This window comes from Halomonas shengliensis (assembly GCF_900104135.1).
GTDB lineage: Bacteria > Pseudomonadota > Gammaproteobacteria > Pseudomonadales > Halomonadaceae > Halomonas > Halomonas shengliensis.
On sequence record NZ_FNIV01000005.1, the window covers coordinates 84,111 to 101,708 of the forward strand.

At 69.6% G+C, this 17,598-nt stretch carries 13 protein-coding genes; 12 read left to right on the forward strand and 1 reads right to left on the reverse strand.

The genetic code is table 11. The annotated features are described in order from the left end of the window. Positions 1-146 precede the first annotated feature (146 nt). The 7 genes from BLP95_RS09045 to BLP95_RS09075 all read left to right on the forward strand — a co-directional run bounded on the left by BLP95_RS09045 (position 147) and on the right by BLP95_RS09075 (position 10,722). Positions 147-971 carry a class II glutamine amidotransferase gene (locus tag BLP95_RS09045; protein WP_089678422.1) on the forward strand — a complete coding sequence of 275 codons (825 nt, stop codon included), beginning with the start codon at positions 147-149 and terminating at the stop codon, positions 969-971. A gap of 108 nt (positions 972-1,079) precedes the next feature. Further along, positions 1,080-2,762: an AMP-binding protein gene (locus BLP95_RS09050; RefSeq protein WP_089678423.1), complete on the forward strand. Its 1,683-nt coding sequence runs from the start codon at positions 1,080-1,082 to the stop codon at positions 2,760-2,762. Between the two features lie 278 nt (positions 2,763-3,040). Next, positions 3,041-7,054, forward strand: coding sequence for an ATP-dependent RNA helicase HrpA (gene hrpA, locus BLP95_RS09055; protein ID WP_089678425.1), 4,014 nt, complete (start codon positions 3,041-3,043; stop codon positions 7,052-7,054). A gap of 63 nt (positions 7,055-7,117) precedes the next feature. Further along, the gene (locus BLP95_RS09060; protein ID WP_089678427.1) at positions 7,118-8,242 is read left to right on the forward strand and encodes a beta-ketoacyl-ACP synthase III; all 1,125 of its coding nucleotides are present in this window, start codon (positions 7,118-7,120) and stop codon (positions 8,240-8,242) included. 37 nt (positions 8,243-8,279) lie between these two features. Continuing rightward, positions 8,280-9,059: an MlaA family lipoprotein gene (locus BLP95_RS09065; protein WP_089678429.1), complete on the forward strand. Its 780-nt coding sequence runs from the start codon at positions 8,280-8,282 to the stop codon at positions 9,057-9,059. Between the two features lie 9 nt (positions 9,060-9,068). Continuing rightward, positions 9,069-10,229: a PP2C family protein-serine/threonine phosphatase gene (locus BLP95_RS09070; RefSeq protein ID WP_089678431.1), complete on the forward strand. Its 1,161-nt coding sequence runs from the start codon at positions 9,069-9,071 to the stop codon at positions 10,227-10,229. Next, positions 10,216-10,722 carry an STAS domain-containing protein gene (locus BLP95_RS09075; protein WP_089678433.1) on the forward strand — a complete coding sequence of 169 codons (507 nt, stop codon included), beginning with the start codon at positions 10,216-10,218 and terminating at the stop codon, positions 10,720-10,722. Before BLP95_RS09070 ends, BLP95_RS09075 begins: the two co-directional genes overlap by 14 nt. A gap of 103 nt (positions 10,723-10,825) precedes the next feature. Here the strand turns inward: BLP95_RS09075 and tal are convergent, their stop codons facing one another. After that, positions 10,826-11,764, reverse strand: coding sequence for a transaldolase (gene tal, locus BLP95_RS09080; protein ID WP_089678435.1), 939 nt, complete (start codon positions 11,762-11,764; stop codon positions 10,826-10,828). Between the two features lie 131 nt (positions 11,765-11,895). On the opposite strand from tal, the gene BLP95_RS09085 reads away from it, so the two are divergent. The 5 genes from BLP95_RS09085 to pstA all read left to right on the forward strand — a co-directional run bounded on the left by BLP95_RS09085 (position 11,896) and on the right by pstA (position 17,583). Continuing rightward, positions 11,896-13,089 carry a Bcr/CflA family multidrug efflux MFS transporter gene (locus BLP95_RS09085; protein ID WP_089678437.1) on the forward strand — a complete coding sequence of 398 codons (1,194 nt, stop codon included), beginning with the start codon at positions 11,896-11,898 and terminating at the stop codon, positions 13,087-13,089. Then, the gene (locus BLP95_RS09090) at positions 13,082-13,819 is read left to right on the forward strand and encodes a sulfite exporter TauE/SafE family protein (RefSeq protein WP_089678439.1); all 738 of its coding nucleotides are present in this window, start codon (positions 13,082-13,084) and stop codon (positions 13,817-13,819) included. Before BLP95_RS09085 ends, BLP95_RS09090 begins: the two co-directional genes overlap by 8 nt. A 204-nt stretch (positions 13,820-14,023) precedes the next feature. Continuing rightward, entirely contained in the window at positions 14,024-15,034 is a 1,011-nt protein-coding gene (locus tag BLP95_RS09095) for a substrate-binding domain-containing protein (RefSeq protein ID WP_089678441.1), read from the forward strand. A gap of 107 nt (positions 15,035-15,141) precedes the next feature. Beyond that, positions 15,142-16,398, forward strand: a complete 1,257-nt coding sequence (gene pstC, locus BLP95_RS09100; RefSeq protein ID WP_089678443.1) for a phosphate ABC transporter permease subunit PstC — start codon at positions 15,142-15,144, stop codon at positions 16,396-16,398. 18 nt (positions 16,399-16,416) lie between these two features. After that, on the forward strand, positions 16,417-17,583 hold the full coding sequence (pstA, locus tag BLP95_RS09105) for a phosphate ABC transporter permease PstA (protein WP_089678446.1): 1,167 nt from the start codon (positions 16,417-16,419) through the stop codon (positions 17,581-17,583). Positions 17,584-17,598 lie beyond the last annotated feature (15 nt).

Genomic DNA, 17,598 nt, shown 5'->3' on the forward strand with positions numbered 1-17,598 from the left:
CATTCAGGTCGGGGCGTTTTCGCGTGTCTAGGTGGTGCGGTTTGCTCGACGGGCTACTAGGCAGGCGTGAGACAACCGCCGATTTGTGAGACTGACCGTCTTGCAGCATACTGATTTGCAAAGCCAAACTCGCCCCGAGGTGTTCCATGTGTGAGCTGCTGGGCATGAGTGCCAACGTGCCCACCGATATCTGCTTCAGCTTCACCGGCTTCCTGCATCGCGGCGGCGGCACCGGCCCCCACCGCGACGGCTGGGGCATCGCCTTCTACGAGGAGGGGGGCTATCGCGACTTCCGCGACCCTCACCCCTCGGTGCGCTCGCCCATCGCTCGACTGATTCGCGACTACCCGATCAAGTCACATGTGGTGATCAGCCATATCCGCCAGGCCAACGTCGGCCAGGTGCGGCTGGCCAACACCCACCCCTTCGTGCGCGAGATGTGGGGCCAGCCCTGGTGCTATGCCCACAACGGCCAGCTCGCCGGCTGGCAGGCGCTGCCGTTGAGCTTCTACACCCCGGTGGGCGACACCGACAGCGAGCACGCCTTCTGCTGGCTGCTGGGCGAGCTGCGCCGGCGCTTCCCGCGGCGTCCCGCCAACGATGTCGAGCGTGAGGGGATGTGGCGGCTGCTGCACCAGCTCTGCGAACGGCTGCGTGGCCTGGGGGTGTTCAACCTGCTGCTGGCCGACGGTGACTACCTCTACACCTTCTGCTCCACCAAGCTGGCGCATATCACCCGCCGTGCCCCCTTCGGCCAGGCGAGCCTCTCCGACGCCGAGCTCGCGGTCAACTTCGCCGAGCACACCACCCCGGACGACATCGTCTCGGTGATCGCCACCGAGCCCCTGACCGACAACGAGGCCTGGGAGCGCATGGCCCCGGGGGAGCTGCTGGTGTGGCGCGACGGCACCATCCGTGCCCGTTACGGGCGGCGTGAGCCGGAGCCCGGGGCGGCGGCGGGATGCGTTTAAACGATAGTTTGAATCGATCGTTTTGCAGCGCGCCCGGGGCGGTAGTAAGGTAGCCCGGAGAGAACAACAAGCGTCGATGAGCCATCGACCGCAGCGCGGAGAGACGCCATGAGTGAGCATGCCAACGCCCCCGTCCTCGAAGGCCCCGCCCTGGAGGGCATGGAGGCCTATCGGTCGGTGACCGACATCTTCCACGCCGCGGTGGGGAAGTATGCCGACAAGCCCGCCTTCAGCTGCATGGGGCAGACCCTGAGCTTCGCCGACCTGGATCGCCTCTCCGGCGATTTCGCCGCCTGGCTGCAGCACGAGACCACCCTTGAGCCGGGCGATCGCATCGCCATCCAGCTGCCCAACGTGCTGCAGTTCCCGGTGGCGGTGTTCGGCGCCCTGCGCGCCGGCCTGGTGGTGGTCAACACCAACCCGCTCTACACCGAGCGCGAGATGGCCCACCAGTTCAAGGACTCCGACGCCCGGGCCATCGTCATCCTGGCCAACATGGCCGACAAGCTCGAGAAGGTGCTCGAGCGCACCGACATCCAGCACGTGGTGGTTACCCAGCTCGCCGACCTCCATGCCTTCCCGCGTCGGCCGCTGATCAACCTGGTGGTGAAGCACGTCAAGAAGCTGGTACCGGCCTTCTCCCTGCCTGGCCATACCGCCTTCCGTCAGGCCCTCAAGGTGGGCGCGGCGCGCCAGCATCGCGACGTCGAGCGCGACCTCGATGACATCGCCGCGCTGCAGTACACCGGGGGCACCACGGGGCTGGCCAAGGGCACCATGCTCACCCACCGCAACCTGGTGGCCAACATGCTCCAGGCGGGGCAGGCCATCGGGCCGGGGCTCCACCATGGCGAGGAGGTGGTGATCGCGCCGCTGCCCGTCTACCACATCTACACCTTCACGGTGAACTGCCTGTTCCTGATGGAGACCGGCAACCACTCGGTGCTGATCACTAACCCGCGCGACCTGCCGGCCTTCGTCAAGGAGCTCAAGAGCCTGCCGTTCACCGCCTTCATCGGCCTCAATACCCTGTTCAACGCCCTGTGCAACCGCGAGGACTTCCGCGCCCTGGACTTTTCGCGGCTGCACCTGACCATCTCCGGCGGCATGGCGCTGACCAAGGCTGCGGCCGAGCGCTGGAAGGAGGTCACCGGCTGCGACATCGCCGAGGGCTACGGGCTCACCGAGACCTCGCCGGTGGTCAGCTTCAACCCGGTGGATGCCATCCGCATCGGCACCATCGGCAAGCCGGTGGCCGGCACCCGGGTCAAGGTGGTGGATGTCGACGGCAACGACCTGGCCTTCGGCGAGCCCGGCGAGCTCTGCGTGCAGGGTCCCCAGGTGATGAAGGGCTACTGGAACCGCGACGACGAGACCATCAAGGTGATCGACGACGATGGCTGGTTCCACACCGGCGACATCGCGGTGCTGGACGAGGAGGGCTATATCCGCATCGTCGACCGCAAGAAGGACATGATCCTGGTCTCGGGCTTCAACGTGTACCCCAACGAGGTGGAGGACGTGGTCGCCACCCACCCCGGCGTGCTGGAGTCCGCCGCGGTGGGCGTGCCCGACGAGACCAGTGGCGAGGCGATCAAGCTGTTCGTGGTGCCGCGCGGCGACGACCTCGACCCCGAGTCGCTGCGCGCCTGGTGCAAGAAGGAGATGACCGGCTACAAGGTGCCCAGGTACGTGGAGCTGCGCGACGAGCTCCCGAAGACGAACGTGGGCAAGGTGCTGCGCCGCCAGCTGCGTGACGAGGAGCGGGAGAAGGCCGGCAAGGGCGACTGAGCCCTCGCCAGGGCTATCGTCGTTAGCCATGCGAGGACAGCGAAAGGCGCCGGGGACAGGTCGAAGAGGGGGTCCGAGGACCAGGGATGGCCGAGGTAGCCTACAAGGACGTACTCGTAGCGCCCCCTCGTAGGCCTGTCGCCGGAACAGCCTTGAGCAGAGCGGCTATCTACGCCCCAACCAGCGATTGGCCGCCGCCATGGACGCGGCGTTACAATAAGGTGCCCGCGCCGGAGTCCCCGGCGCGGGCGTTGCCGTCAGCCCCTACCGGAGTCGCCGTGTCCGACGAGACCCCCGCCGCCACCCAACGCCTGTCCGATGCCGACCGCCTGCGCGCCCTGCGCCAGGGGCTTGCCGGCGTGTTGCTGCGCGACCGCGGTAGCCTCGAGAAACGCCTCAAGGGCCTGGCCCGACGGCTCAAGGAGGGCAAGCCGGTGGATCGCGGCCTCGCCGAGGTGGAGAAGGCCATGGCGCGCTCCGCCGGCCTGGTGGAGCGCCGCGCCGCGCGCCCGGTGACCCTGAACTATCCCCCGGAGCTGCCGGTGGTGGAGCGCCGCGAGGAGATCCTCGCCGCCCTCCAGAAGCACCAGGTGGTGGTGGTGGCCGGCGAGACCGGCTCCGGCAAGACCACCCAGCTGCCCAAGCTCTGCCTGGAGCTCGGCCTCGGCCGGCGCGGCCTGATCGGCCACACCCAGCCGCGTCGCCTGGCGGCGCGCTCGGTGGCCACCCGCCTGGCCGAGGAGCTCGAGACCCCGCTTGGCGAGCAGGTGGGCTACCAGGTGCGCTTCACCGACCAGAGCGGCGACGACACCCTGGTCAAGCTGATGACCGACGGCATCCTGCTGGCCGAGACCCGCCACGACCCGGACCTGACCCGCTACGAGGCGATCATCATCGACGAGGCCCACGAGCGCAGCCTCAATATCGACTTCCTGCTCGGCTACCTGCGCCGCCTGCTGCCGCGGCGTCCCGACCTCAAGGTGATCATCACCTCCGCCACCATCGACGTGACGCGCTTCGCCGAGCACTTCGCGCTGCCGGGCCAGGATGGCGAGGCCGCGCCGGCCCCGGTGGTGGAGGTCTCCGGGCGCACCTACCCGGTGGAGGTGCGCTACCGGCCGCTCGCGCGCGAGGCCGACGACGAGGAGGATCGTACCCTGCAGGAGGGGATCCTCCATGCGGTGGAGGAGATCGAGCGGGTCGAGCGCGATAAGGGCTGGCTCCACGGCCCCCGGGACGTGCTGGTGTTCCTGCCCGGCGAGCGCGAGATCCGTGAGACCGCCGATACCCTGCGCCGCGCCGACCTCAAGGGCACCGAGATCCTGCCGCTCTATGCGCGGCTCTCCAACGCCGAGCAGAACCGTGTCTTCGCCCCCCACCGGGGGCGGCGCATCGTGCTCTCCACGAACGTCGCCGAGACCTCGCTGACCGTACCGGGCATCCGCTACGTGATCGACCCGGGCCTGGTGCGCATCAGCCGCTACAGCTACCGCTCGAAGATCCAGCGCCTGCCGGTGGAGCCCATCAGCCAGGCCAGCGCCGACCAGCGCAAGGGGCGCTGTGGCCGCGTGGCCGAGGGCCTCTGCATCCGCCTGTATGACGAGGACGACTTCCTCTCGCGCCCCGAATTCACCGACCCCGAGATCCGCCGCACCAATCTGGCCTCGGTGATCCTCTCGATGCTGTCGCTGAAGCTCGGTGACATCGAGGCCTTCCCCTTCGTCGACCCGCCGGATGCGCGCTTCGTCACCGACGGCCTGAAGCTGCTCTTCGAGCTGGGCGCGGTGGACGAGGCGAGCCGCCTCACGCCCCTCGGCCGGCGCCTGGCGCGGCTGCCCATCGACCCGCGCCTGGCGCGCATGGTGCTGGCAGGCGCCGAGCAGGGCGGGCTTCGCGAGGTGCTGATCGTGGTCGCCGGGCTGGCGGTGCAGGACCCCCGGGAGCGCCCGGCGGAGAAGCGCCAGGCCGCCGACCAGGCCCACCGCCGCTGGCAGGACCCGGAGTCCGACTTCATGGCGCTGCTCAACCTCTGGCACGGCTTCGAGGCGGCCCGCGAGGAGCTCTCCGGCAACCAGCTCAGGCGCTGGTGCAAGGAGCGCTACATCAACTACCTGCGCATGCGCGAATGGCACGACACCTTCCGCCAGCTGCGCCAGCTGCTGCGCGACATGGAGATCGAGGTGCCGCCGCCGCGCCCGGCCGAACCGGAGACGGACGGCGAGGCGCGCGCCGAGGCCCGCCGCCAGGGGGCGGCGACCCTGCACCGTGCGCTGCTGCCGGGGTTGCTCTCCCACCTCGGCCTGCTGACCGAGAACCGCGACTACCTGGGCGCGCGCAACCGCAAGTTCGTGATCCACCCCGGCTCCGGGCTCGCCAAGAAGGCACCCAAGTGGCTGATGGCCTTCGAGCTGGTGGAGACCTCGCGGCTCTTCGCCCGCACCGTGGCGCGGATCGACCCGCGCTGGATCGAGCCGGTGGCCGGTCACCTGGTCAAGCGCAGCTACTCCGACCCGCACTGGGAGATGAAGCGCGCCCAGGTGGTGGCCCGTGAGCAGGTGACCCTGTTCGGCCTGCCCATCGTCTCGGGCCGGCGGGTGCACTATGGCCCCATCGCCCCGGCCGAGGCCCGCGAGCTGTTTATCCGCCGCGCCCTGGTGGAGGGGGAGTTCCGCACCCGCGGCGACTTCTTCGCCCACAACCGCGCCCTGGTCGAGGAGGTCGAGGACCTCGAGGACCGCGCCCGGCGCCGCGACATCCTGGTGGACGAGGAGACCCTGTTCGCCTTCTACGACGAGCGGATCCCCGCGGACATCTTCAACGGCAAGGGCTTCGAGGCGTGGCGCCGGAAGGCGGAGGCCGAAGACTCCGAGATCCTCAAGTTCGACCGCGACGCCTTGCTGGCGCGCGAGGCCAGCGAGGTCACCCGCAGCGACTATCCCGACGAGCTGCTCCTCGACGGGGTGCGCTACCCGCTCGCTTACCACTTCCAGCCGGGTGCCGAGGACGACGGCGTCACCCTCACCGTACCCGCGGCGATGCTCCCGCAGCTGCCGGTGGCGCGCCTGGAGTGGCTGGTGCCGGGCCTCTTGCGCGAGAAGTGCATCGCCCTGATGAAGTCGCTGCCCAAGGCGATCCGCCGCCAGGTGGTGCCGATCCCCGACTGGGTCGACGCGGCGCTGGAGGCGATGACCCCGGACGATATCCCCCTCACCGAGGCGCTGGGCGAGTTCCTGCGCCGGCGCACCGGGGTGCGGGTGCACCCCGACGACTGGCGTCTGGACCAGCTCGAGCCGCACCTGATCATGAACCTGCGCGTGGTAGACCACGAGGGGCGCCCCCTGGGCCAGGGGCGCGACCTTCGGGCGCTCGAGCGGCGCTTCGAGGAGGCCGCGGGGGAGGGTGCCCGCGCCCTGGCCCGGGAGGCCAGCGCTGCCGACCACCTGGCCGGGCTGCCCGAGGCGGCGTTGCCGGAGTCCCGGGTGACCACCCAGGCGGGCATCCGGGTCGAGGCCTTCCCGGCGCTGGTGCCCCACGCCGAGGCCTTCCGGGTCGAGCTCTTCGATCATCCCGACAAGGCGCGCCTGGCCCATCGCGACGGCGTGGTGGCGCTGGCCATGCGCGAGCTGCCCCAGACGGTGCGCGAGATCGAGCGCCTCAAGGGGGTGGAGACCTGCGCCCTGCTGTTCGCCAAGGTGGGCAGCAAGCGCCAGCTCGCCGATGACCTGGTGCGGGCGGTGTTCGCCCGGGTGGTGGCGGTGGACCCGCTGCCGCGTTCCGCCGAGGCCCTGGCGGCGCGCCTGGCCGAGTGCCGGGAGGCGCTGCGCCCGGAGGCGGAGCGCCGGCTGGAGCACCTCGAGGCGGCCCTCAAGGGGCACCTGGCCGTGACCAAGGCGCTGAAGGGCAGCCTCAACCTGGCCCTGGCGCTGGTCTACGCTGACCTCAAGGCGCAGATGGCCCGCCTGGTGCATCCCGGCTTCATCAGGGAGGCGGGGGAGTGGCTGGAGGCGTATCCTCGCTACATGGAGGCGGCGCTGATCCGGCTGGAGAAGGCGCCCCGGGAGCGCAACCGCGACCAGATGCAGATGCAGCAGGTCCAGGACTTCGAGGCGCGGCTCGAGGCGCGCCTGGAGAGCGAGCGACGCGGCGGCGTGGTGCCCCCCGAGCTCGATGAGTTCCGCTGGTGGATCGAGGAGCTCAGGGTATCGCTCTTCGCCCAGCAGCTGGGCACGGCCTTCCCGGTCTCCGCCAAGCGCCTCGAGAAGCGCTGGGCCGAGATCACCGGGCGCGGATAGGCGCCCGACCATGGCGGTCGCCGAGGCGGCCACGGCGGCTCAGGCCGCGGCAAGGAGAGACGCATGACGCAAGTGGTGATCACCGGCACGGGACTCTTCACGCCGGCGCACAGCATCGACAACGACGCCCTGGTGGCGTCCTTCAACGCCTGGGTGGAGGCCGACAACGCGCGCCACGCCGAGGCGATCGCGGCCGGGGAGCGCGAGCCCCTGGCGCCCTCCAGCAGCGAGTTCATCGTCAAGGCCTCCGGCATCCACAGCCGCCATGTGCTGGATGCCGAGGGCATCCTCGACCCCGAGCGCATGCGCCCACGGCTGCGTGAGCGCGGCAACGACGAGCCCTCGATCCAGTGCGAGATGGGCCTGGACGCCGCCCGCCAGGCGCTGGACGCCGCGGGGGTGGCGGGGGCCGACATCGACCTGGTGATCGTCGGCTGCTCCAACCTGGAGCGCCCCTACCCGGCGGTGGCGGTGGAGCTGCAGGCCGCGCTGGGCGCCGGCGGCTATGCCTTCGACATGAACGTGGCCTGCAGCTCGGCGACCTTCGCCATCGAGACCGCGGCCAACGCCATTCGCGCCGGCAACGCCACCCGCGCCCTGGTGGTGAACCCCGAGATCTGCTCGGCGCACCTCAACTTCCGCGACCGCGACAGCCACTTCATCTTCGGCGACGCCTGCACCGCCATCGTGCTGGAGCGTGACGACCTGGCCACCGCCGAGGCGCGCTTCGCGATCCTCGGCACCCGGCTGGTGACGCGCTTCTCCAACGCCATCCGCAACAACTCAGGCTTCCTCAACCGGGTCACCGATGCCGACCCGCTGGCCGCGGACAAGCTCTTCGTCCAGGAGGGGCGGCGGGTGTTCAAGGAGGTCTGCCCCCTGGTGGCGGCGCTGATCGGCGAGCACCTGGCGAGCCTTGGCCTGGGTGGCGACGACCTGGCGAGGCTCTGGCTGCACCAGGCCAACCGCCACATGAACGACCTGATCGCGCGTCGCGTGCTGGGCCATGAGCCGAGCCCCGAGCAGGCACCGATCATCCTCGACCGCTACGCCAACACCAGCTCGGCGGGCTCGATCATCGCCTTCCACCTGCACCGCGACGACCTGGCCGCCGGCGACACCGGGGTGATCTGCTCCTTCGGTGCCGGCTACAGCGCGGGCAGCGTGGTGGTACGCCGTGCCCAATGACGGCATGATCGACCCGTACACACGCAGGGAGACCACGATGAGCGACCACAAGGCACAGGGACGGCGCGGCGGGCGCGCCCTGCTGGGAATCGCCGCGGCCGGGCTGTTGGCCGGCTGCGCCAGCGGAGGGGGCGTGCAGCAGGAGCCGCGCCCCGAGGACCCCTGGGAGGGCTTCAACCGCAAGGTGTTCGCCTTCAACGAGGTGATCGACCGCTACGCCTTGAAGCCGGTGGCGCGAGGCTACCGCTTCGTCACCCCGGACCCGGTGGAGACCGGGGTGGGCAACTTCTTCTCCAACCTCGGCGAGCCGCGTACCGTCCTCAACAGCCTGCTGCAGGGCAAGGGGCGCAATGCCAGCATCGCCATGTCGCGCTTCCTCATCAACACCACGGTGGGCATCGGTGGCCTGTGGGATGTCGCCAGTCGCATGGAGATCACCGGCCAGGAGGAGGACTTCGGCCAGACCCTGGGCGTATGGGGCTGGGAAGACTCGCGCTACCTGGTGTTGCCGCTGCTGGGGCCGAGCACCCTGCGCGACACCGGCGGCCTGCCCGCCGACATGTACAGCTACCCGACCACCTACGTCGAGGATGACGAGACGCGCCTCGGCCTCACCGCGCTGCGCATCATCGACACCCGGGCGGGGCTGCTCGACCAGGAGGCGCTGATCCAGGGCGACCGCTACGCCTTCATCCGCGACGCCTACCTGCAGCGCCGGCGCTTCGAGGTCAGCGACGGCGAGCTGGGGGAGGACCCCTTCGCCAGCGACGACTTCGGGTTCGACGACGCCGACTTCGACGACGCCTTCGCCGACTGAGGCCGACACATGGAGCGCTCCAAGCAGCTGATCGGCGTGATCGACGCCCCGGGCCCGGCGCGGGATGCCCTGGCCCAGACCATCGCCCGGGACGGCCTGGCGGTGGTGGCGGTGGGCCATGCCGACGAGCTGCCCGCCGCGGTCGACCTGGTGGTGGCCCATGTGCGGGCGGTGCCGGCCGACGAGTGGCCGACGCTGTGCGAGCGCCTGCCCACCCTGGTGGTCAGCGACAGCCGCGACGCCCCGGATCTGCTCTCGGCGGTGGACGCGGGACTGGTGGACTACATCGTCGAGCCCTGTCGTCATGGCCAGCTGCTGCGCCGCATGATCCGCAAGGTGATCCGGCTGCGGGCCCTGGAGGAGGCACGGCGGCGGGACCAGGCGCGCCTCGAGGAGCTCAACGAGACCCTGGAGACCCACCTGGCGATGCTGCGCCTGGACCAGCAGGCCGGCGGCCAGATCCAGCGCAAGATGCTGCCGCCGCGTCCCCAGACCCTGGGCGGGGTCCACTGCGACTACTGGTTCGCCCCCTACCTCTATCTCTCCGGTGACTTCCTCGACTTCCACCTGCTCGACGAGCGCTACCTGCTGTTCTACTTTGCCGATGTCTCCGGGCATGGCGCCTCCTCGGCCTTCGTCACCGTGCTGCTCAAGTACCTGGCCAACCGCTGGCAGCACGAGTGGGATGGCGAGCACCCCGAGGCGCTGCCGGCGCGCTGGCTCGAGGACCTCAACCGCGAGCTGCTGGACACCGGCATCGGCAAGCATGCGACCCTGTTCGTGGGGATCATTGACCTCGAGCGTCGCTATCTGCACTATTCGCTGGGCGCGCAGCTGCCCATGCCGCTGCTGGTGGCCGACGGCAAGGCGCTCCCCCTGGCTGGCGAGGGCATGCCGGTGGGCTTGTTTCCGGGCGCCGATTACCCCACGCTGGGCCGTCCGCTGCCGGAGAACTTCCGCCTGTGGCTGTGTTCCGATGGAGTACTGGAGTGCCTGCCGGGCGATACGCTCGACGCGCGGCTCAGGGAACTGGAGCGGCAGGTCGAGGCCAGCGCGACGCTGTCGGACCTGAGGGCCAACCTGGCCCTGGACCTCACGCCGGGCGAGGATGCCTTGCCCGACGACCTGACGATCATGATGTTGAGCGGATTTGGCCATGCAGATTCATGAAGGGCGCATCAAGGCGGCGTTCGACGCCGGCGTCTTCATCCTCAAGCTGTGCGGGGACGTTCGCCTGACACTGTGCGCCACCCTGGACAGCCAGGCCCAACAGCTGGCGCAGACGCCGGGGCTGGAAACCCTGATCATCGACCTGCGCGACGCCACCAACGTGGACTCCACGGCCCTGGGCTTCCTGGCCAAGGTGGCCATGGCGGTACAGGGGCGCCTGGCCGAGCGTCCCACCATCGTGGCCGACAGCGACGACATCCGACGCATGCTCGACGTGATGGGCTTCTCACGTTACTTCACCATGGTCGAGGCGCCGATCACCGAGACCCGCGAGCTGTGCGAGCTGCCCGAGATCCCCTGCGACGTCGAGGAGACCCGGCGGCGCATCCTAGAGGCGCACCGCATCCTGATGCGCATGAACGAGCACAACCGCGAGGAGTTCCAGCCCCTCGTCGAGATGCTCGAGGCCCAGGAGGCCACCTCCCACCGCTGAGGCTTGTCACCTCCCGACCTTCCGGTTGCAGAGACGCATCGGGCGCCACCTCGCAGAGGTGGCGCCCGATGCGTCGTGGGGCATCTTCGCCGGGCGAGTCGCTTCAGCCCCGGCGCAGCTCGCCCAGCAGGGTCTCCAACTTGCGCTGGTCCGCCATGAACTTGCGGATCCCCTCGGCCAGCTTCTCGGTGGCCATGGCATCCTCGTTGAGGGCCCAGCGGAACTCCGCCTCGTCCAGCGGCTCCGGGGCGCGGGTCTCGGCATCCTGAGGGGTGAGGCGCCGTTCCAGGGTTCCCTGGCTCCCGGCCAGCTCCTCGAGCAGCGCCGGCGAGATGGTCAGGCGGTCGCAGCCGGCCAGCGCCTTGATCTCGCCGCTGTTGCGGAAGCTCGCCCCCATCACGATGGTCTGGTAGCCGTGGCCCTTGTAGTGCTCGTAGATGCGCCTCACCGACTGCACGCCGGGGTCCCGGTCGCCGTCGAAGTCGGCCTCCGGCTGCTGGGCCCTGTGCCAGTCGAGGATGCGCCCCACAAAGGGGGAGACCAGGGTGACCCCGGCGTCGGCGCAGGCCTGGGCCTGGGCGAAGCTGAATAGCAGCGTCAGGTTGGTGTGGATCCCCTCGCGTTCCAGCTGGCGCGCGGCGCGGATGCCCTCCCAGGTGGCGGCGACCTTGATCAGGATCCGCTCGGGGCCGACCCCATGGCGGGCGTAGCGCTCGATCAGCGAACGCGCGCGGGCCAGAGTCGCCTCGGTGTCGAAGGAGAGCCGGGCGCTCACCTCGGTGGAGACGTAGCCCGGCACCAGGGCGCTGATCTCGCTGCCGATCTCCACCGCCACGGCGTCCAGGGCGTCGTCGAGATCGGTGGCCTGGCCGGCGATCTCGGCCAGGCGGGCGCGCCGCCCCTCCTGCTGGGCCGCCTGCAGGATCAGCGAGGGGTTGGTGGTGGCATCGGTGGGCTGGAAGCGGCGGATGGCCTCGATGTCGCCGGTGTCGGCGACCACCGTGGTCATCGCCTTGAGTTGGGAAAGCAGGTCGTCGGCCATGGGGGCTCCTCCTTGAATCGGCCTTCCACTCTAGCAAGCCACCGCGGGGGCGAACAGGCCGGCAGGGGCCGCGGGGATCGGTTATCATTAGCGGTCTATTCAACGTCCTCTGTCACCCCCGAGGAGTCGCCTTGACGCTCAACGCCCGCCGCCTGGCGCTGCTGGTCGCGGCCAACACAGCGCTCGCCCCCTTCGCCATCGACGCCTACCTGCCGGCCATGGCCGCCCTGGCGGACGAGGTGGGCGCCAGCATCCACCATACCGAGCTCTCGCTCTCCACCTTCCTGGCCGGGTTCGCCCTGGGCCAGCTGGTGTTCGGGCCGGTCTCCGATCGGGTGGGACGCAAGCCGGTGCTGCTCGGCGGCCTGGTGGTGTTCCTGCTGGCCAGCCTGGTGATCACCACGGTGGGCTCGCTCGGCGAGCTGCTGGCGTGGCGCTTCGTCCAGGCCCTGGGGGGCGGGGCCACCGTGGTCAACTCGGCGGCCATCGTGCGTGACTGCTTCCACGGCCGCGAGGCGGCCAAGGTGATGTCGACCATGGCGATCATCATGCTGATGGCGCCGCTGGTGGCACCGGTGGTAGGCAGCGGGCTGCTCTACCTGGCGGACTGGTGGCTGATCTTCGTGTTCCTGGCCGCCTATGCCGGCTTCCTGATGTGGCTGTTAGGCACGCGGCTCCCCGAGACCCGCGCCCCGGGACGCTTCGCCACCACCCCGCGGCAGGTGCTCGGCAACTACGCCTCGGTGCTGGGCGACCGCCGCGCCATGGGCTTCATCGCCGCCGCCTCGATGTCCTTCGCCGGGCTGTTCGCCTTCGTCACCGCCTCGCCCTTCCTCTACCTCGAGCACTTCGCGCTGACCCCCTCGCTCTACCCGCTGGTGTTCGGGGTCAACGTGCTGGCCATGGTGGCCTCCAACCGGCTCAACATCCGCTTGCTGAGGTGGCGCACCCCCCTGCAGAACCTGCGCCTGGGGCTCGGCATCCAGTTCACGGCGGCGCTGGGGCTGGCCCTGATGGTGGCCAGCGGCCTGGAGTCGCTGGCCACCATGGTGCCGCTGATCATGCTGTTCGCCGGCACCATCGGCCTGGTGGCGCCCAACGCCATCACCTCGCTGCTCGACCGCTTTCCCCACATGAGCGCCACCGCCGCCGCCCTGCAGGGCAGCCTGCAGTTCTCCAGCGGCGCCCTGGCGGGGGTGCTGGTGGGCGCCTTCGAGGTCGACAGTGCCTGGCCCATGGTGGGCACCATGCTCGGCGCCTCGCTGCTGGCCAACCTCGGCATCCGCATGCTGGTGGGGCAGGAGCGCCAGCCGGCCCATGGTTGAGGCGGGGCTGACCGGCTGGCTCGACATGAGCGGCGCCACCTGGCTGGGCTGTGCCCTGGTGCTGGCGCTGGGGGCCTTCGTGCAGCGTGCCACCGGCTTCGGCCTGGCGGTGGTCGGGGCGCCGCTGCTGCTGATGCTGGAGCCGCGGCTGGTGCCGGTGGTGCTGGTGCTGTTCGGCTTCACGGTGGCGCTGACCACCCTGCGCCACTATCGGCACGAGGTGAGCCTCGCCGAGATCGGCCTGGCCCTGGCGGGGCGAGTGCCCGGCAACGCCCTGGGGCTGTGGCTGCTGGTCGCCGCGCCGCTGGCGGTGCTGGAGAAGGTGATCGCCGGCAGCGTGCTGTTCGCGGTGGTGGTGACCCTGTTCCGCCTACGACTGCCGGTCAACCGCGCCACCCTGTTCGGGGCCGGGGTCTTCTCCGGCATCTTCGGCACCGTGGCCGCGCTGAGCGGCCCGCCCATGGTGCTGCTGCTGCATGGCCTGTCGCCGGATCGCCTGCGCGGGACCCTCTCGGCCTTCTTCGTGGTCACCGCGCTGATGACCCTGGCCACCCTGGCGCCCGCCGGCATGGTGAGCGCCTGGCACTTCGCCATGGCGTTCACCTTCGCGCCGGGGGTGATGGCCGGCAGCTGGCTGGCCGGGCGCATCGCCCATCGCCTCGATCGCCGGCTGCTGCAGGGGGCGTCCCTGGCGCTGTGCACCCTGGCGGCGCTGGGGCTGCTGCTGTGACCCGGTCGGTCCTTGCGCCCCGTCCTCCTCGCGAGCGCGGCGGTCAATGTCATGGTGCTGTCATCTCCCTGCGGCAGGGTATGCCTTGCCGCGGGGTCGACCTGCCTCCAGCCACCATGACCGCCATGTCATAAAGCTGTCATCTGGTTGGGGCAAGGTGTCACTCGTGAAGGTTGCACACTGCCCCCATCAGGAGATCGCTCCATGAATCGCATCCTCAAGACTACCGCTATTGCCGCCGCCGTCATGGGTGTGGCCACCGTGGCCCACGCCCGCGACCAGATCCGCATCGTCGGTTCCAGCACCGTCTACCCGTTCGCCAGCTACGTGACCGAAGAGTTCGGCGCGGTGACCGAGTACCCGACGCCGGTGATCGAGTCCACCGGCTCCGGCGGCGGCATCCGCCTGTTCTGCAACGGCGTGGGTGAGGGCACTCCGGACATCACCAACGCCTCGCGTCGCATCAAGGCCTCCGAGGTCGAGCGCTGCATCGAGAACGGCGTGACCGATGTCACCGAGGTCAAGATCGGCTCCGACGGCATCGTCTTCGCCCAGTCCAGCACCAACGAGGGCGTCGACCTGACCCTCGAGCAGCTGTTCCTGGCCGTGGCCGCCAAGGTGCCGGTGGATGGCGAGCTGGTGGACAACCCCTACCAGAAGTGGAGCGACATCGACGCCGCCCTGCCGGACCGCGAGATCTCCGTCTATGGCCCGCCCAGCACCTCCGGCACCCGCGACGCCTTCGAGGAGCTGGTGATGGAAGCCGCCTCCGAGGAGATGGACGCCTACGGCGGTGAGGCCTACACCGAGATCCGTGCCGACGGCGCCTACATCGACGCCGGCGAGAACGACAACCTGATCGTCCAGCGCCTCACCGAGGACACCGAGGCCTTCGGCATCTTCGGCTACTCCTTCCTGGTCGAGAACCCCAATGCCCTGATCGCCGCCGCCATCGACGGCGTCGAGGCCGAGCCCGAGGCGATCAGTTCCGGCGACTACCCGATCGCCCGCTCGCTGTGGTTCTACGTCAAGAACCAGCACGCGGAGGAGGTGCCGCCGCTGTATGACTACGTCGACATGTTCGTCTCCGAGACCATGATCGGCGAGGGCGGTTACCTGGGTGACCTGGGCCTGATCCCGCTGCCCGAGGCCGAGCGCGAGCAGACCCGCGAGAAGGTCGCCAATCGCGCCAAGCTGCAGGTCTCCGACCTGTAAGGGAGCCTCTTCGGGCAAGGACGCCTGACCCGGCCGGCAGCCCACGGCTGCCGGCCGCTGCACGTTGCGACAGCCAGGCTGTCGATGAAAGCCATCGAGAGAGCCCTATGCAGACCGACCAACTCCTTTCACTGTTCAGCGGCGTGTTGCTGCTGCTGGGTCTGATAGCCTTCTTCCTGGGCCGTGCCAAGGCCGCGCGGGTGCGCGCCGGCGGCACGGCCATGCACGCACAGCCGGACCAGTACGCCTGGTTCGCGGTCCTGGCCACCGCCGGGCCGGCGATCACCGTGGGCGCGGTAGGCGCCTTCCTGATGCTGCTGCTGGGGGCGGAGATTCCCACCCTCTACCTGCTGGCCGGCAGCCTGGTGGTGGCCGCCATCGGCCTGCTGGTGGGCATGCGCCAGGTGAGGCCCGACTTCCACGCCCGCAAGGCGATCGAACGGGTGATCCGCTGGATACTCAAGGCCGCGGCCCTGATCTCCATCCTCACCACCTTCGGCATCCTGATCTCCATCGTCTTCGAGGCGCTGCGCTTCTTCCAGATGCACAGCTTCTGGGAGTTCATCACCGGCACGGTGTGGAATCCCGGCGCCAGCTTCCTGGCCGCCGCCGGCCGCGCCGAGGAGGGCGCCAGCGCCGCCCAGTTCGGCTCGGTGCCGCTGTTCGCCGGCACCTTCATGATCACCGCCATCGCCATGCTGGTGGCCATCCCCATCGGCCTGCTGGCGGCCATCTACATGGCCGAGTTCGCGCCCGCCAGAGTGCGCACCCTGGCCAAGCCGACCCTCGAGGTGCTGGCCGGCATCCCCACCGTGGTCTATGGCTTCTTCGCCGCCATCACCGTGGCGCCGATCATCGTCGCCATCGCCAACTTCTTCGGGCTGGACGCCGCCTTCAACAACGCCGTGGCGCCGGGGATCGTGATGGGCATCATGATCATCCCCTTCATCTCCTCGCTCTCCGACGACGTCATCAACTCGGTGCCGGACAGCATGCGCCAGGGCTCCCTGGCGCTGGGCATGACCAAGGGCGAGACCATCCGCGACGTGGTCCTGCCCGCGGCACTGCCGGGCATCATCTCCGCCTCGCTGCTGGCGGTCTCCCGCGCCCTGGGCGAGACCATGATCGTGGTGATGGCGGCGGGCATGCGCCCCAACCTCACCGCCAACCCGCTCGAGGACATGACCACGGTGACGGTGCGTATCGTCGCCGCGCTCACCGGCGACCTGGAGTTCGAGAGCGCCGAGACCCTCTCCGCCTTCGCCCTGGGGCTGGTGCTCTTCGCCGTCACCCTGAGCCTGAACCTGGTCTCGGTGCTGATGATCCGTCGCTTCCGCGAGAAGTATCGCGTCAACAACCTGTAACGCCGAGGAATCGCCGAGATGAGTCAAACCTTCGACGAGATCAGCGCCCAGCTGAAGAAGCGCCACCGCCGCTCGGCGCGGCTGAAGTGGATCTCCATGGGCGCCCTGGGTCTGGCCGGCCTGTTCCTCCTGTGGTTCTTCTCCGACATGCTGGGCAAGGGCCTGCCGGCCTTCCAGCAGGCGCAGATCCAGGTGGAGATCGACTACAACGAGGACGCCCAACGCATGGGGCGCGCCGCCCTGGACCGCGATGTGTCGCGCCTGGTCAGCCGTACCTTCGAGCGCATGATCCCCGTGCAGATGCGCGAGAATCCCGAGCTGCTGGGCACCACCGAGACCCGCTGGGTGCTGGCCGACGGCGAGGTCGACCAGTACCTCAAGGGGCATCGCCACAAGCTGAACGAGGCCCAGCAGGCGCTGGTCGACGAGCTGGCCGCCGAGGGGCGCGTGGCGCTGAAGTTCAACACCACCTTCTTCACCACCGGTGACTCCAAGATGCCCGAGGCCTCGGGGATCCTCTCCGCGGCGGTGGGCACGGTGATGACCATGCTGGTGACGCTGGCCATCGCCTTCCCCATCGGGGTGATGACGGCGGTCTACCTGGAGGAGTTCGCGCCGGACAACCGCTTCACCCAGCTGATCGAGATCAACATCAACAACCTGGCGGCGATCCCCTCGATCCTGTTCGGCCTGCTGGGCCTGGCGATCTTCATCAACTTCTTCGGGGTGCCGCGCTCCTCGCCGCTGGTGGGCGGCATGACCCTGGCGCTGATGACCCTGCCGGTGATCATCATCGCCACCCGCACGGCGCTGCGCAGCGTGCCGGACTCCATCCGCCACGCCGCCTTCGGGGTGGGCTGCTCGCGCTGGCAAGTGGTGCGCGATCACGTGCTGCCGCTGGCCATGCCCGGCATCATGACCGGCTCCATCATCGGCCTGGCCCAGGCCATGGGCGAGACCGCACCGCTGATCATCGTCGGCATGGTGGCCTTCATCCCCGACGTCTCGGCCTCCTTTACCGAGGCCGCCACCGTGCTGCCGGCGCAGGTCTTCACCTGGGCAGGAGAGCCCGAGAAGGCGTTCGTCGAGAAGACCGCGGGCGGCATCCTGGTGCTGCTGGCGATCCTGATCTTCCTCAACGCCACCGCCGTCATCCTGCGCAAGAAATTCGAGCGTCGCTGGTAAGCCGGCGCGCCATGG

Bases quoted from the DNA above. Each gene is read 5' to 3' on its own strand.
- BLP95_RS09045 (WP_089678422.1), top strand. From the start codon at position 147: ATGTGTGAGCTGCTGGGCATGAGTGCCAACGTGCCCACCGATATCTGC.
- BLP95_RS09050 (WP_089678423.1), top strand. From the start codon at position 1,080: ATGAGTGAGCATGCCAACGCCCCCGTCCTCGAAGGCCCCGCCCTGGAG.
- BLP95_RS09060 (WP_089678427.1), top strand. From the start codon at position 7,118: ATGACGCAAGTGGTGATCACCGGCACGGGACTCTTCACGCCGGCGCAC.
- BLP95_RS09065 (WP_089678429.1), top strand. From the start codon at position 8,280: ATGAGCGACCACAAGGCACAGGGACGGCGCGGCGGGCGCGCCCTGCTG.
- BLP95_RS09070 (WP_089678431.1), top strand. From the start codon at position 9,069: ATGGAGCGCTCCAAGCAGCTGATCGGCGTGATCGACGCCCCGGGCCCG.
- BLP95_RS09075 (WP_089678433.1), top strand. From the start codon at position 10,216: ATGCAGATTCATGAAGGGCGCATCAAGGCGGCGTTCGACGCCGGCGTC.
- tal (WP_089678435.1), bottom strand. From the start codon at position 11,764: ATGGCCGACGACCTGCTTTCCCAACTCAAGGCGATGACCACGGTGGTC.
- BLP95_RS09090 (WP_089678439.1), top strand. From the start codon at position 13,082: ATGGTTGAGGCGGGGCTGACCGGCTGGCTCGACATGAGCGGCGCCACC.
- BLP95_RS09095 (WP_089678441.1), top strand. From the start codon at position 14,024: ATGAATCGCATCCTCAAGACTACCGCTATTGCCGCCGCCGTCATGGGT.
- pstC (WP_089678443.1), top strand. From the start codon at position 15,142: ATGCAGACCGACCAACTCCTTTCACTGTTCAGCGGCGTGTTGCTGCTG.
- pstA (WP_089678446.1), top strand. From the start codon at position 16,417: ATGAGTCAAACCTTCGACGAGATCAGCGCCCAGCTGAAGAAGCGCCAC.